General features: G+C 60.9%; 12 protein-coding genes. 10 read left to right on the top strand and 2 right to left on the bottom strand.

All coding sequences use genetic code 11. The annotated features are described in order from the left end of the window. The first annotated feature begins 3 nt into the window (after nucleotides 1-3). From BW09_RS03185 to BW09_RS03165, 5 genes are all read left to right on the top strand, one after another. Complete coding sequence (locus BW09_RS03185; protein WP_140464712.1) at nucleotides 4-828, top strand: dihydroorotate dehydrogenase electron transfer subunit; 825 nt, start codon at nucleotides 4-6, stop codon at nucleotides 826-828. Continuing rightward, nucleotides 816-1,790 carry a dihydroorotate dehydrogenase gene (locus BW09_RS03180; protein WP_375137542.1) on the top strand — a complete coding sequence of 325 codons (975 nt, stop codon included), beginning with the start codon at nucleotides 816-818 and terminating at the stop codon, nucleotides 1,788-1,790. The genes BW09_RS03185 and BW09_RS03180 overlap by 13 nt, the downstream gene beginning before the upstream one ends. A gap of 99 nt (nucleotides 1,791-1,889) precedes the next feature. After that, entirely contained in the window at nucleotides 1,890-2,585 is a 696-nt protein-coding gene (gene pyrE, locus BW09_RS03175) for an orotate phosphoribosyltransferase (RefSeq protein ID WP_140464710.1), read from the top strand. Between the two features lie 249 nt (nucleotides 2,586-2,834). Then, complete coding sequence (locus BW09_RS03170; RefSeq protein WP_140464708.1) at nucleotides 2,835-3,533, top strand: hypothetical protein; 699 nt, start codon at nucleotides 2,835-2,837, stop codon at nucleotides 3,531-3,533. Next, nucleotides 3,530-4,420, top strand: a complete 891-nt coding sequence (locus BW09_RS03165; RefSeq protein WP_140464706.1) for an FxLYD domain-containing protein — start codon at nucleotides 3,530-3,532, stop codon at nucleotides 4,418-4,420. Before BW09_RS03170 ends, BW09_RS03165 begins: the two co-directional genes overlap by 4 nt. Nucleotides 4,421-4,798: 378 nt before the next feature. Here the strand turns inward: BW09_RS03165 and BW09_RS03160 are convergent, their stop codons facing one another. Beyond that, entirely contained in the window at nucleotides 4,799-5,722 is a 924-nt protein-coding gene (locus tag BW09_RS03160) for a LysR family transcriptional regulator (RefSeq protein ID WP_044088263.1), read from the bottom strand. Nucleotides 5,723-5,933: 211 nt separating this feature from the next. Here BW09_RS03160 and BW09_RS03155 point away from each other — a divergent pair, with 211 nt between their 5' ends. Continuing rightward, nucleotides 5,934-7,805 carry an ABC transporter ATP-binding protein gene (locus BW09_RS03155; protein ID WP_223847875.1) on the top strand — a complete coding sequence of 624 codons (1,872 nt, stop codon included), beginning with the start codon at nucleotides 5,934-5,936 and terminating at the stop codon, nucleotides 7,803-7,805. Further along, nucleotides 7,805-9,715, top strand: a complete 1,911-nt coding sequence (locus BW09_RS03150) for an ABC transporter ATP-binding protein (protein WP_223847874.1) — start codon at nucleotides 7,805-7,807, stop codon at nucleotides 9,713-9,715. The genes BW09_RS03155 and BW09_RS03150 overlap by 1 nt, the downstream gene beginning before the upstream one ends. A 58-nt stretch (nucleotides 9,716-9,773) precedes the next feature. On the opposite strand, the gene BW09_RS03145 is transcribed toward BW09_RS03150, so the two are convergent. Then, nucleotides 9,774-10,409 (bottom strand): HAD family phosphatase, encoded by a 636-nt coding sequence (locus tag BW09_RS03145; RefSeq protein ID WP_140464704.1) that lies wholly within the window; start codon nucleotides 10,407-10,409, stop codon nucleotides 9,774-9,776. 235 nt (nucleotides 10,410-10,644) lie between these two features. On the opposite strand from BW09_RS03145, the gene BW09_RS03140 reads away from it, so the two are divergent. The 3 genes from BW09_RS03140 (at nucleotide 10,645) to kdpB (ending at nucleotide 15,063) form a co-directional block, all read left to right on the top strand. Further along, complete coding sequence (locus BW09_RS03140; RefSeq protein WP_140464702.1) at nucleotides 10,645-10,974, top strand: hypothetical protein; 330 nt, start codon at nucleotides 10,645-10,647, stop codon at nucleotides 10,972-10,974. Between the two features lie 236 nt (nucleotides 10,975-11,210). Continuing rightward, nucleotides 11,211-12,887, top strand: a complete 1,677-nt coding sequence (kdpA, locus tag BW09_RS03130) for a potassium-transporting ATPase subunit KdpA (RefSeq protein ID WP_044088261.1) — start codon at nucleotides 11,211-11,213, stop codon at nucleotides 12,885-12,887. Nucleotides 12,888-12,978: 91 nt separating this feature from the next. Further along, nucleotides 12,979-15,063 (top strand): potassium-transporting ATPase subunit KdpB, encoded by a 2,085-nt coding sequence (gene kdpB, locus BW09_RS03125; RefSeq protein WP_202962218.1) that lies wholly within the window; start codon nucleotides 12,979-12,981, stop codon nucleotides 15,061-15,063. The last annotated feature ends 13 nt before the right edge of the window (nucleotides 15,064-15,076 follow it).

Genomic DNA, 15,076 nt, shown 5'->3' with positions numbered 1-15,076 from the left:
ATAATGACAACATTCACACCAACGTATGATGTGGTGGCGGAAGCACAGGCTGCAGGCTATTTCCCGCCTCGCCACAGCGTCGAGATTACCGGCGTGCGTGAACTGACCGATAGGGTCATGCGCCTGACCTTCCGGGACCCGTTCATCGCATCCCACGCCAAGCCCGCACAGTTCGTGAACCTGTTCACCCACGACGATTTCATGTTGATGCCGCGCCCGTTCGGCGTCAGCGAGGTCGAAGGCGATGAGGTCAGCGTCATATTCGCGGTCATCGGCCACGGCACCGAACAGCTTGCTCGACTTGAACCCGGCGACACCGTGGATGTGCTCGGCCCCTTGGGACGAGGATTCAACCTCAAGGAGGACGCCAACTACATTCTGGTAGGAGGCGGGCTCGGCGTGCCCCCGCTGATCTATGCCGCGCAGAAGCTAGCCGAGAACGACGCCTCCTTCGCCACAGCGGTATTCGGCTACCGCAACGACCATTTCGCCGAGGAATATGTCTCCCGGTATGCGGACTGGTCCTGGAGCATCGACGACGCCGAGGGCAATGTAGTCGATCTGCTCAACAAACTCGAACAGAGTGATGACCTCAAGGCCTACGACCGCAAGCCAGTCATCCTCTCCTGCGGACCATTGCCGATGATGAAGGCGGTGGCCGCTTGGGCAGCCGAACGCGACATCCCGGCCCAGCTCAGCATGGAACAGCGCATGGGATGCGGCTACGGCACATGCGTGCTGTGCACCGTGGACACCGTGGACGGGCGTCTCAAGGTCTGCTCCGACGGACCTGTGTTCACCCGCGAACAACTGGGATGGGGGGAGTGACGATGATCGACAGCAATCAGAACGACAACCACATCAACATCTACGAACCGCACGAGTGGAAGCACTCCACCAAGGTCGCCGGCGTGGAATGGAAGAATCCCGTCGGAACCGCATCCGGAACCTTCCAGTATGCCGCGGTCCGTTGGTTCTATGATGTCAGTCAGCTCGGCGCGGTAAGCACCAAGGGTTGCTCGCCGGTGCCGTGGGAGGGCAACCCGAGCCCACGCACCGCCGAAGGCCCCGCCTCGAACCTCAACGCCGTAGGCCTGCAGAACCCCGGCGTCGACCATTATCTCGAGGACGATCTGCCGAAGCTCAAGAAGGCAGGCGCGCTGGTTGTGGCCAACGTGGCCGGTCACTGCGATGACGATTACATGCAGGTGGTGGCCAAGCTCGCCGACTCCGACGCGGATATGCTCGAAATCAACGTGAGCTGCCCGAACGTGACTCATGGAGGCATGAGTGTCGGCACCGACCCGGTGGCCCTCTCCTCACTGATGGATAAACTTCGCCCGATGACCGACAAGCCGATCATCGTCAAACTCACACCGAATGTCACCGACATCACTGTTCCTGCGCGCGCCGCAGTCGAGCACGGTGCAGATGCCCTGAGCATGATCAACACCGTGCTCGGCATGCGCCTGAACATCCGCACGGGCGAGCCGATCATCGCCAACAAGACCGGCGGCGTGTCCGGTCCTGCAGTTCTGCCCATCGGCATCGCCGCGGTCTACCGTACGCGCACCGTGCTGCCGGACATCCCGATCATCGGCATCGGCGGCATCGACTCCGGCGAGAAGGCGCTTGAATACCTGTACGCCGGCGCCAATGCGGTGGAAGTGGGAGCGGCCGCCCTATTCGACCCGGTGGCCCCATTGCGCATTGCCCGCGAATTGGATGATCTGCTGGACTCCCGTCCCGAGCTCGCTGCTAAACTTGCCGCAGGCAACACATGGAGGTAACACGGTTCGGCCGCCGATTCCCCTCGCCGAGGCGAACGTTGAGGCAAATCGGCGGTCGGACCGTCTGGGCGTCCGATACAAGACCTGGAGGTAGCTACAATGGCAGAAACGCTCGCACATCGCTTCACCGAATTCCTGCTGGAATCCAACGCGCTGAAATTCGGTGACTTCACGCTGAAGTCCGGCCGACAGAGCCCGTACTTCATCAACGCCGGCGCTTTCGACGATGGCCGCAAGATCGCCACTCTCGGTGCCTTCTACGCCGAGAAGATCAGCCAGGCGATCGTGCACAACACCATCCCGCGTGATGTCGACACCGTGTTCGGACCGGCCTATAAGGGCATCCCGCTCGCCGTCTCCACCGCCATCGCGCTGACCGCACGCCACAACATGACCGTGGGCTACACCTTCGACCGCAAGGAGAAGAAGGACCACGGCGATGGCGGCTGGATGGTCGGCACGCCGCTCAAGGACGGCATGAAGGTGCTGCTCGTCGATGATGTGATGACCGCCGGCACCGCTGTGCGCGAAGTGATTCCGAAGCTCAAGGCGGAGGCAGATGTGGAGGTCGTGGGTCTCGTGCTCTCCGTGGATCGCATGGAGAAGACCAAGGACTCCGACCTGTCCGCCGTCAAGGCGGTGGAGGCCGAGTTCGGCTTCCCGGTGCTCGCCATCGCCAACGTGCGCGAGATCTTCGACGCCGCAGCCAAGATGAAGAACGCAGACGGCACCCCGCTGCTCAGCCACGAGCTCAGGCAACGTGCCGAATCCTACCTCGAGCAGTACGGCGCCTGACCCTTCCGTGCTTCCGTGCTTTCAGGGACCGACTGAAAAACGCTTCTCGTATTCGGGAAGCGTTTTTTGATGCCCATACTTACCAAAGGGGAGCGAGGCTTAAGATCACGTTGAGATTGCGGGGAGATCATGGATGATCATACCTTCCAGACACGCTGTCCGGACACGCTGCATGTGTCGGGAATCGGAAAAGATGAACTTTAGGTGACAAAGCCCGCATCCAATACCTCGCCTCACTAGAGTAGAGGTATGAGGGAAGGTTCCAAATCTCGAAAGCCGATCATTCTGGTAGTCGGATTCATATTCATCGCCGCAATGGTGTTTGCCGGCGCATTCGCGGTGGGACGAGTCACCAAGGATCCCACCACCGACCAGAGCTACAAGGAAGTGGCATCACAGGTCGCCAAGACCGAGAATCAGATCAAAGCCAACCGCAGCACGACAAAGGAGCTCACCAAGAAACGGAATGAGCTGCGCGAGGATTTGGCCGAAGAGAAGAAGCAGGCGGAAGCAGACAGGAAGGTGTTCGAACAATACGGCGGCGATACCCAAGCAGGGAAGCCAGCCCTGATCGTCGAATCTATCAGCCCGGATGAGGACCCGCTGTATGCCGCTACCGGGGGCAGTATCGATTTGTATTATTACCCGAAAATCACCGTGCGCAACAACACCGGTCATGTCTTGCTCGGGGCAGTCGTCAAATACACCATTATCGGATCGAACGGAAACGTGCTGGATGGGGAGGGCAATGCCTACGTATCCAATGTGGTCGTATATCCCGGCAAGACCGTGGTGGCGGAGGACATGGTGAAGGATGCCGGGTTCTCCGGTGCCACAATCAAGCCGGTCAGTTTCAACGCGACGATTGCCGACAGCAAGGACCCCGATTCCACGAAAACCATCGGCGCACAATACGCCGATGACGTCAAGACGGTGACAATACCATGAGCCAGGACAACAAGAAGAACGAGCACAAGGCGGAAGAATCCAAAGAACCCGGATGGCTGAACCATGATGATTCGATAGGGGGCCACAACGCGGCGGACACTATGTTCGAGGCGTTGGACTCCTGGCTCACTGCCGTAAAGCACATTGCGCGCGGGATTATCCGGCATCATGGCGCCGACACGGACGAAGATAGCGCAGAGAAGGCGGGGAAGGGCGCGGCATCGGCACATATCGATGCACATCATATGGCCTCACCGGCCAAGCTGGCGGTGAGTCTTGTCGCATTAATCGTGGTTGTGTGGCTCGGCGGGGTCGCCTATGGTTTGGGAGGCAAGTCCGTCGTCGTGCAGCAGAGCCCCGACTACATCCGGGAATCGCAACGGCTCACCTGGGCGAACAGCGATTTGGAGGAGTCGAAGCAGGACATAGCGAACCGTGAGCGGCAGATCAAGGATGTCGGCACTCAGATAGAGGAGCTCAAATCAGAGCGCGAACGCTATGGCAATCTACTTGAAGAGATCAAACAAGTCCAGCGGCAGGACAAAACTCCGGAGCTGTCCGTCGCCGCCATCGGTGATGTCTCGCAGTCATCGTCTTCGTATTTCGCCATTACCGCCACTGTGCACAATCAGACGCAGTATACGTTGACGAGTTTCTCCGTCTATTATCAGGTTGAGGATGCTCAGGGGAATGTGGTGGGTACCGGCTTCGCCATGGGGGAGACCGGCGCCACTTGCGCTCCGAACGCGGATTGCCCTATCAGGTCACTCACCATGAACAATCCTACGGGCACGAAATTCGTACCCGTGAAATGGGGTGCCACCGCGTCGGACGGCAACAGCGAATACGGCCGGTATGGCACCGACGTCATGACCAAGCAGTTTTGATTCGTCTATATTGCACGTCCGTATCGCATGTCCATATTGCAAATGCCCCGAAGCGGCTGTATGTTCGCGCCTCAACGAATACGCCGCAAACATACGGTCGTTTTGAATGGTCTTGGCGGCTGTATGTTCGCGCCTCAACGAATACGCCGCAAACATACAGCCGCTTTGATGGTCATAACAGACCGTATGTTCGCGGCACCTGCGTTTGAACGCGAACATACGGTCGTTTGGCGTTATATCAGTGGCTCTTCCGCCTAGATGTTGGTGGTATGTATGCCGGTCGTATACCTACATACGGAAAAGGTGCTTCCTTCCTCAGTCAGGAGGGAAGCACCTTTTCCGCCGAAAGCGGCTGGTCAATGACACCTGACAGGTATGTCAGTCGATGAGCTTGTAGCCGTGGGACGCCACGACCGACTTGAGTTTCTCAAGATAGGTTTCGGCGGCCTTGGACAGCTTGGCGCGTTCGTTGGTGATCCAGCCGAGCAGCATCGTCTCATCGGATTCCAGCGGGACCGTGACAATCTTCTCGTTGTTGAGGTCGCCGTTGTCGATGCCGGTGCACACCGTGTAGCCGTTCAGGCCGATGATGAAGTTGAGGATCGTGGCGCGGTCGGTCACGTTGATCTGCTTGGGGGAGTACTCCGGCCAGACAGCCTCCTCGTAGAAGTAGAACGAACCTTCCTCACCCTGCTCGTACTGCAGGAACGGGTAGGGCTTCAGATCCTCCATAGTGATGACCTTCTTGGCGGCCAGTGGGTTGTTGCGCGAGATGAACACATGCAGCGGGGCGCGGAACAGCGGATGGAACTCGAGATGCTTCTCGCGCAGCAGCTTGCCGAGCACGTCCTTGTTGAAGTCGGACAGGTAGATGATGCCGATTTCGGACTGCATGTTGGCGACCTGGTTGATGATGTCGCGCGTGCGGGTCTCGCGGATGGTGAACTCGTATTCATCGGACTTGATGGAGTTGATCATCTCCACGAACGCCTCGACGGCGAACATATAGTGCTGCGTGGAGACCTGGCACAGCTGCTTGCGCGGCTTGGCGTGCTTGTAGCGCTCCTCAAGCAGGTCTGCCTGGTCAAGCACCTGGCGCGCGTAGGTGAGGAACTCCGCGCCGTCCACGGTCAGGGCGATGCCCTGCGAGGAGCGGGTGAAGATCTCGATGCCGAGCTCGTTCTCCAATTCCTTCACGGAGGAGCTCAGGGCGGGCTGGGAGACGTACAGGGCGTGCGAGGCCTCGTTCATCGAACCGCATTCGACGATTTTGACGATGTATTTGAGCTGAAGCAGAGTCATAAGCAACGGTTATAGCATCGGGCATGGTCGATGGGTTCGGTTATAGCCAGTTGTTTCCATGTTCCAGTCTGTCCTGTGAGATACGGATAGCGGTGAAACATGCGGTCTGTATGCCGGATGACTGCTAACCTGTTGATGTCGAAATCCACGAAATGGGGGAAGCAGGCCTCGAAATCCGCGGATGACAACGAAAACACGAAAGGTGGAACGGGTGGAAACCGTCAAGGTGCTGATGCGGCACATCGGGGAATTCAGGCGGGATGCCATCCTGACCCCGCTGGTGATGATTGGCGAGGTCATATGCGAGATGATCGTGCCGCTGCTCATGGCCACGCTCATCGACGACGGCGTCGAGAAGGGGGATATGGGCGTCATCGTGCGCACGTCGCTGATTATGCTCGTGGTCGTGCTGTGCGGCCTGACGGTCGGATGTCTCGGCTCGGTGTTCGGCTCGAAGGCCGCCGCCGGCTTCGCGAGGAACCTGAGGCAGGACCAATACGACAACATCCAGACCTTCTCGTTCACCAACATCGACCGGTTCTCCACGCCGAGCCTCGTCACACGCCTGACCACGGATGTGATGAACATCCAGAACGCGTTCATGATGATCATGAGGATGGTTCCGCGCGCCACGAGCTCGCTGATTGTCGCGATGTGCATGGCGTTCGTCGTCTCGGGGCGCATGGCCCTCATCTATCTCGGCGTCGTGATCTTCCTCGGCATCGTGCTCGGCGTGCTCATGAACATCGCCGCGCGCTTCTTCCGCCGCGCGTTCCCCGAATACGATGTGCTCAACGAGAACACCGAGGAGAACATCACCGCCATCCGCGTGGTCAAGGCGTTCGACCGCGGCGACATGCAGAACGAGCTGTTCCGTACGATCTCCAAGCGCATCTACGACATCTTCATGAAAGCCGAACTGACCCTCGCCGCCGTCAACCCGGTCATCCAGCTCACCGTCTGGGCCTCGATGCTGCTCATCAGCTGGTTCGGCGCGAACCTCATCGTCGCGGGCGACCTCACCACCGGCGACCTGACCTCCCTGCTCATGTACTGCATGAACATCCTCATGAGCCTTGTGATGCTGTCGATGACCATCGTGATGATCACGATGTCGTCCGCCTCCGCGCGCCGTGTGGCCGAGGTGCTCACCGAACGGGTCGACATGCCCGTGGCTGAGCATCCCGTCATGGCCGTCAAGGACGGGGCCATCGACTTCAACGACGTCGATTTCAGCTACCCCAAGGTCACGCTCTCCGAAAACGATCCCACCGCCAAACGTCGCGCCAACATGGCCGCGAGGATCACCGGTACGAGACGACGCGAGCGCGTGCTCGACGACATCGACCTGCACATCCCCTCCGGCGCGGTCGTCGGCGTGATCGGCGGCACCGGTTCGGCCAAGACGTCGCTCGTCAACCTCATCCCTCGCCTCTACGATGTGACCGGCGGCGAGGTCATGGTCGGCGGCGTGGACGTGCGCGACTACGACCTCGACACCCTGCGCGACAACGTCGCCGTCGTCCTGCAGAAGAACGTGCTGTTCTCCGGCACCATCGCCTCCAATCTCAAGTGGGGCGACCCGAACGCGACGCTCGAGGACATGCGCCGCGCCTGCCATATCGCCTGCGCCGACGAGTTCATCGACCGGATGCCCGACGGCTACAACACCGTGGTCGAACAGGGAGGCCAGAACCTGTCGGGCGGACAGCGGCAGCGCCTGTGCATCGCCCGCGCCCTGCTCAAACACCCCAAGGTGCTCATCCTCGACGACTCCACCTCCGCAGTCGATACCGCCACCGACGCGCGCATCCGGCACGCCTTCGCCACCGAGATGCCTGAGGTCACCAAGATCATCATCGCCCAGCGCGTCTCCAGCGTGCAGGACGCCGACATGATCGTCGTCATGGACGACGGGCGCATCCACGGCGTCGGCACGCACGCCGAACTCGTGGCGAGCGACGATATCTACGCGAGCATCGTCGAACTGCAGACCAAGGGCGGCGGCGACTTCGACGAGGCCGCGATGGGCGACCATGACGAAGCGCATGACGAATCGCACGATGAATCGGAGGTGAAGTGATGCCGGGGCCAAGGGGCAATGCGGGCAGGAACGCGGCCGCAGCCAAGGACTATCTGAAGATGGGCCACCCGTGGCGCACGTTCACGCGCCTCATGGGCGACCTCTTCTCGCACTACGGCGTGCAATACGCGCTCATCATGGCGTGCATCCTCGCCACCGTGTTCGCCAACGTGCGTGGCAACCTGTTCATCCAAAGGCTCATCGACGACTACATCATGCCGCTCGTCCACGCGAATCCCGCCGCACGCGACTTCGGCCCGCTGCTCGGGGCCATTCTTGGCCTCGCGGGCCTGTATGCGGTAGGTGTCGCGGCGACGGCGGTGCAGTCCGTGCTCATGGCGTTCGTCACCCAGGGATTCATGCGCCGGCTGCGCAACCGCATGTTCGGCCACATGCAGAAGCTGCCGCTGGGTTATTTCGACACCAACTCGCGCGGCGACGTGATGAGCCTGTACACCAACGACATCGACACGCTGCGCCAGATGGTCTCCCAGTCCATCCCGCAGATCCTCACCTCGGTGCTCCAGCTTGCCATGGTGCTTGTATCGATGATCTACCTGAGCGTGCCGCTGACCGGCGTGATGCTCGTCATCGCCGCGATTATGGTGCTGCTCACCAAGGTGCTCACGGGCCGCTCCGGCGCGCATTTCTCGCAGCAGCAGAAATCGGTCGGCAAGCTCAACGGCTTCGTCGAGGAGATGATGAGCGGGCAGAAGGTCGTCAAGGTGTTCACGCACGAGGATGCCGCCAAACGCGACTTCCGCGAAGTCAACGAGAAGCTGTACGACGCCTCCAACAAGGCGAACAAGTTCGCCGGATACTTGGGGCCCATCAACAACCAGCTCGGCTACATCGGCTATGTGATGTGCGCGCTCATCGGCGGGGCGCTCGCGATGACCGGCGCCACGGGACTCACGCTGGGCGCGCTCGTGAGCTTCTTGACGTTCGTCAAGAGCTTCACGATGCCGATCTCCCAGGTCTCCCAGCAGCTCAACTCCATCGTCATGGCGCTGGCCGGCGCCGAGCGCGTCTTCGCGCTGCTCGACGAGCGGCCCGAGGGCGACGACGGCCGCGTCGCGCTCGTCAACGTCACGCGCGACGACTCCGGACGCCCAGTCGAATCTCGGGAACGCACCGACGACTGGGGGTGGAAGGACCCCTCCGACGGGCATATCACGCCGATGCGCGGCGATATCCGGCTCGACCATGTGAACTTCAGCTACGTGAAGGGCAAGGAAGTGCTCCACGACATGACGATGTTCGCCAAGCCCGGCCAGAAGATCGCGCTCGTAGGCTCCACCGGCGCCGGCAAAACGACGATCACCAACCTCATCACCCGCTTCTACGACATCGACTCCGGTTCAATCACCTACGACGGCATCGACATCCGGAACATGCGCAAGGGCGACCTGCGCCGGTCTCTGGGCATGGTGCTGCAGGACACGCACCTGTTCTCCGGGTCCATCATGGACAACATCCGCTTCGGACGGCTCGATGCCACCGACGAGGAGGTGAAGGCTGCCGCGCGCCTCGCCAATGCCGACGCCTTCATCGCCAAGCTGCCCGACGGCTATGAGACGCAGCTTGCGGCAGACGGCGCGGCCCTGAGCCAGGGACAGCGGCAGCTCCTCGCCATCGCGCGCGCCGCGGTCGCCGATCCGCCCGCGTTGATCCTCGACGAGGCGACCTCGTCGATCGACACCCGCACCGAATCGCTGGTTCAGCACGGCATGGACGAGCTGATGAAGGGGCGCACCACGTTCGTCATCGCGCATCGCCTTTCGACGATCCGCAACGCCGACTGCATCATGGTCATCGAGGCCGGGCGCATCATCGAGCGCGGCACCCATGACGAGCTCATCGCCTTGAAGGGACGGTACTACACGCTGTACACCGGGCTCAAGGGGTGATGGAAGGCCGTGCCGGTGGGCACGGCCGAAAGCGTTACAGCGTTATATCGTTACAGCGTTACAGCCGCACGCCGAGGTTGGCGAGGGAGTCACGCGCCGCGATGGCCCCGGAGAAGAGGATGCCGTGAATGCCCACCTCGTTGGCTCCCACGATGTTCTTGGCGGTGTCGTCGAAGAAGACGCAGCGTTCGGGCGTGAGGCCGAAGCGTTCCATGGTCAGGTTGTAGATGTCGGCGTTCGGCTTGTGCATCTTCTCCATGCCGGAGACCACCGTGCCGTCCAGCAGCTGTTCGAGGCGAGGGAACTTCTCGAAGGCCAGATGGAAGGTCTCGTGCGACCAATTGGTCAGACCCCACACGCCGTAGCCGTGGCGCTTGAGGTCGGCGAGCAGCTCGGTCATGCCCGGCAGCGTGCGCGGCAACGCATCCGCGTAATGCTCGATGTAATAGCGGAAGATCGACGCGATGTCCTCGCCCTGCTCGCGCACCACATCCGGGTAGATGCTGTCGAAGTCCTCGCCGGCGTCCATACGGTCCTCATAGCGGAAAAAACCATGCGGATCGTCGGGCGCGCAGATCGCGGACACCACGTCATCCGCGAATCGTCCGGTCAGGCAGGCACGGGTGTCCCAATCGATCAGTACGCCGCAGAAATCGAAGATTACATCAGTGATGGTGGCGGGGGAGTCAGCCATACAAAAGCTCCTTGCATATCCCAAGAAAGGTTCCGGGAACCAGTGTACGGGAGCGACGGATATCGGGGGAGCGGCGGACGGCGTCGCGAGCCTTGCTCACAGTATCCATGGCGGAAAGGATAACTGAGTAGCCTGGTTTGGCCAGCGTCCTCGCCACACTGCATTCCCTCAATGACGCATCGTTCGACTGTTCGCGAACGTCCAGCCAAACGTCCAGCCAAACGTCCTGGCGAACATGAAAACAGTCATCGAATGCTCATCTGACCAAGATAGAAATGAAGGTGTTAGCGATGTGTTAGGAAATCGCCGCAGTGCGATAACGGGCATGTATGTAAGCCGTAAAAACCGTCACAAAACCATCACCGAATTCATAAGCTTGAGAATCGCAATGACCCGATGGTGTAGTCTGGGCTGCCCTGAACGGGGAAGCCGGAATGCTCTATCGGGTTTGTTCGATAATGAAGGAGAAAGCATGCCCTGGTGGGTTGATGTTGCCTATGTTGTCGGCACGGTAGTGTTCTTCGTTCTCGTTGATCTGTTCGGAAAGTGGGTTGACAGACTATGATGACGTTCTTCACTGTGCTGGGTGTCGTACTGGGGATCGTGGGCATCGGCTACATGATCTACTCCCTGTGCCGTCCTGAGAAATTCTGACGACCGAGCCAAAGCAATACAGAAATCCCGATGGATCCAGCCGCAGACAGCCGCAGACAGCCGGAGAGAAGAGCCTGCAATACAGGACGAAGGCTGCACAACAGTCTTGCTGCCTGACATCGGGAAAAGGAAACAAAGGTTCATCGCATGGTATATGTGTTTGCTGTTATGGCGTTCGCGCTGATCGCCATAATCCTCGCGGCCATCTACAAGCCGCTGGGTGATTACATGTTCAATGTGTTCACGTCCGACAAGGATCTCTTCTTCGAGAAGTGGATCTACAAGATCATCGGCGTGGACTCCAAGAAGGGACAGACCTGGAAGGCATACCTGCGCGGCGTGCTCGGCTTCTCCCTCATGAGCGTCTTGGTGCTCTACCTGCTCCAGCGCGTGCAGCAGTGGCTGCCGTTCTCGCTGGGCTTCCCGAACGTCGAAGGCCCGTTGGCGTTCAACACCGCCGCTTCCTTCGTGACGAACACCAACTGGCAGTCCTATTCGCCTGACGTCACGCTCGGCTACACCGTTCAGTTCGCCGGCCTCGCCGTGCAGAACTTCGTGTCCGCGGCCGTCGGCATCGCCGTGGCGATCGCGCTGGTGCGCGGCTTCGCATGGCGCAAGTCCGAGACCATCGGCAACTTCTGGGTCGATCTGACCCGCTGCACGCTGCGCATCCTCATGCCGATCTCCATCGTCATGGGCATCATCCTCATTGCGCTCGGCGTGGCCCAGAACTTCGCCGGCTTCGTCAACGTGACCACCGTCGCAGGTGGCCAGCAGACCATCATGCAGGGCCCAGTGGCCTCCCAGGAGGTCATCAAGGAGCTCGGCACCAACGGTGGTGGCTTCTTCAACGCCAACTCCTCGCACCCGTACGAGAACCCGAACATGTGGACCAACCTCATCGAGATCCTGCTCATGCTGTGCATCCCGGTGGCCCTGACCCGCACCTTCGGCCGCATGGTCGGCGACATTCGCCAGGGTTACGCGCTGCTCGGCGCGATGGTGATCCTCTTCGGCATCAGCTTCCTGTGCGTCGTCACCGCCGAATCCTTCTCCAACGACCCGATCACCTCCCTGACCGGCGGTTCGATGGAAGGCAAGGAGACCCGCTTCGGCATCGTATGGTCCGGCCTGTTCGGCACGACCTCCACCTCCACCTCCACCGGTGCCGTGAACTCCATGCATGACTCCTACACCGCGCTTGGCGGCATGATGTATATGCTCAACATGATGCTCGGCGAGGTCAGCCCGGGTGGTGTGGGCGCCGGCCTGTACGGCATTCTGGTGATGGCCGTCGTGGCAGTGTTCATCGCAGGCCTCATGGTGGGCCGTACCCCTGAATACCTCGGCAAGAAGATCGGTCCTCGCGAGATGAAGATGGCTTCGCTGTACTTCCTCGTCATGCCGATCACCGTGGTCGTGGGCGTCTCCCTGAGCTTCGCGCTGCCGTTTGCCCGCCAGTCGATCTTCGACACGTCGCTCAACAACAGTGGCAACCACGGCTTCTCCGAAGTCGTCTACGCGTTCACCTCCGCTGCGAACAACAACGGTTCCGCGTTCGCCGGCATCACCGCAGACACTCCGTGGCTTGATACCGCGCTGGGTCTCGCCGTGCTGCTCGGCCGCTTCCTGCCGATTGCTCTGGTGATCGCTCTCGCTGGCTCGCTTGCCAAGCAGGACAAGGTGCCGGTGACCGCAGGCACGATGAAGACCGACAATGGTCTGTTCGTGGTCCTTCTGGTGTTCGTTATCTTCCTTATTTCCGCGCTGACGTTCTTCCCGACACTTGCTCTGGGACCGTTGGCAGAAGGTTTGGTGGCCTGATATGACTTCCGCATTTGCGAATGACGTTGCGAACAACGCGGCTTCCATCGCGGACGACGTCAAGAAATCCAATAACAAGTCGCTGGGTGCCATGCTTGGCAAGAGCCTGCCGGATGCGTTCCGCAAGTTCGACCCGCGCAACATGTGGCACAACCCGGTCATGTTCATCGTGTGGGTTGGCGCTGCATTCCTGACACTGCTGGGCATCTTCCAGCTGTTCGACGCCTCGCTGGCCAACGGCGAGCCGGTCTACTTCACCTGGATCGTGGCCATCGTGCTGTGGGCCACCGTGCTCTTTGCCAACCTCGCCGAGGCTGTGGCCGAAGGCCGTGGCAAGGCGCAGGCCGACGCATTGCGCAAGACCCGCACCACCACGCCCGCCCACATCGTCAAGGGTTATGACGAGAAGAACGACCCGGATGCCCGTGGCCCGGAAAAGGGCGAAGGCCCCGCCTACATCGAGGAAATCCCGAGCTCTGATCTGAAGCTCGGCGATGTGGTGGTCGTCTCCGCCGGCGAGCTGATCCCGGGTGATGGCGACATCATCTCCGGCATCGCCTCCGTGGACGAATCCGCCATCACCGGTGAATCCGCCCCGGTGATTCGTGAGTCCGGCGGCGACCGTTCCTCCGTGACCGGCGGCACCCGTGTGCTCTCCGACCGCATCGTGGTCCGCATCACCCAGAAGCCCGGTGAGAGCTTCGTCGACAAGATGATCGCCCTGGTCGAAGGCGCGAACCGCCAGAAGACCCCGAACGAGATCGCCTTGGACGTGCTCCTGAGCTCCCTGACCATCATCTTCCTCGTCGTGGTGCTGTGCATCAACCCGCAGGCATCGTCCGTCGGCGCCTCCGTGAGCCTCACGGTCCTGATCGCCCTGCTGGTCTGCCTGATTCCTACCACCATCGGCGCCCTCCTCTCCGCCATCGGCATCGCCGGCATGGACCGTCTGGTGCAGCACAACGTGCTCGCCACCTCCGGTCGCGCCATCGAGGCCGCCGGCGACGTGACCACCCTGCTGCTCGACAAGACCGGCACCATCACCTACGGCAACCGTCAGGCCTCCGAATTCCATGCCCTGCCCGGCGTGGACCATGACGAGATGGCCAAGGCAGCAGCGCTGAGCTCTCTTGCCGACGCCACTCCGGAAGGCCAGTCCATCGTGGCCCTCGCCAAGTCCGAAGGCTTCGAACTTGATGAAGTTCCGGGAGCCGTGGACGTGCCGTTCACCGCCGAGACCCGCATGTCCGGCCTTGACCTGCCGAACGGCGACCGCATCCGCAAGGGTGCCACCTCCGCCGTCGAGGCATGGATCGACAAGGAAGGCGGCGTCATGCCCGTCGAGGTCCGTGACGCCCTGCACGAGAAGGTCAACGCCATCTCCGGCCAGGGCGGAACGCCGCTGGTCGTCGCCGAGCAGTACGCCAACGGCGAGGTCAAGGTCCTGGGCGTCGTCCAGCTCAAGGATGTCGTCAAGAAGGGTCTGAAGGAACGCTTCGCCGACCTGCGCAAGATGGGCATCCGCACCGTCATGGTCACCGGCGACAACCCGCTGACCGCCAAGGCCATCGCACAGGAGGCCGGTGTCGACGACTTCATCGCCGAGGCCAAGCCTGAAGACAAGCTCGCCTACATCAAGAAGGAGCAGGCTAAGGGCCAGCTCGTCGCCATGACCGGTGACGGCACCAACGACGCCCCTGCCCTTGCCCAGTCCGATGTCGGTGTCGCCATGAACTCCGGCACCTCCGCAGCCAAGGAAGCCGGCAACATGGTCGACCTTGACTCCGACCCGACCAAGCTGATCGATATCGTGGCCATCGGCAAGCAGCTGCTCATCACCCGTGGCGCCCTGACCACCTTCTCCATCGCCAACGATGTGGCCAAGTACTTCGCCATCATCCCGGCCATGTTCATGGAGAAGTTCCCAGGCCTTGGTGTGCTCAACATCATGGGTCTGCACAGCTCGCTGTCCGCCGTGCTGTCCGCGATTATCTTCAACGCGATCATCATCGTGCTGCTGATTCCGCTGGCCCTCAAGGGCGTCAAGTACCGTGCCGAAGCCAGTGAGAAGATCCTGGGCCGCAACCTCAAGGTCTACGGTCTGGGCGGCATCATCGCCCCGTTCATCGGCATCTGGATCATCGATCTGTTCGTCCGCCTGATTCCGGGCTTCTGATCGAATCCGCTGA

It is taken from the genome of Bifidobacterium sp. UTCIF-1 (genome assembly GCF_006408915.1).
GTDB lineage: Bacteria > Actinomycetota > Actinomycetes > Actinomycetales > Bifidobacteriaceae > Bifidobacterium > Bifidobacterium reuteri.
The sequence above is the reverse complement of the archived record's forward strand: the minus strand, read 5'-3'. Positions and strand labels throughout refer to the sequence as shown.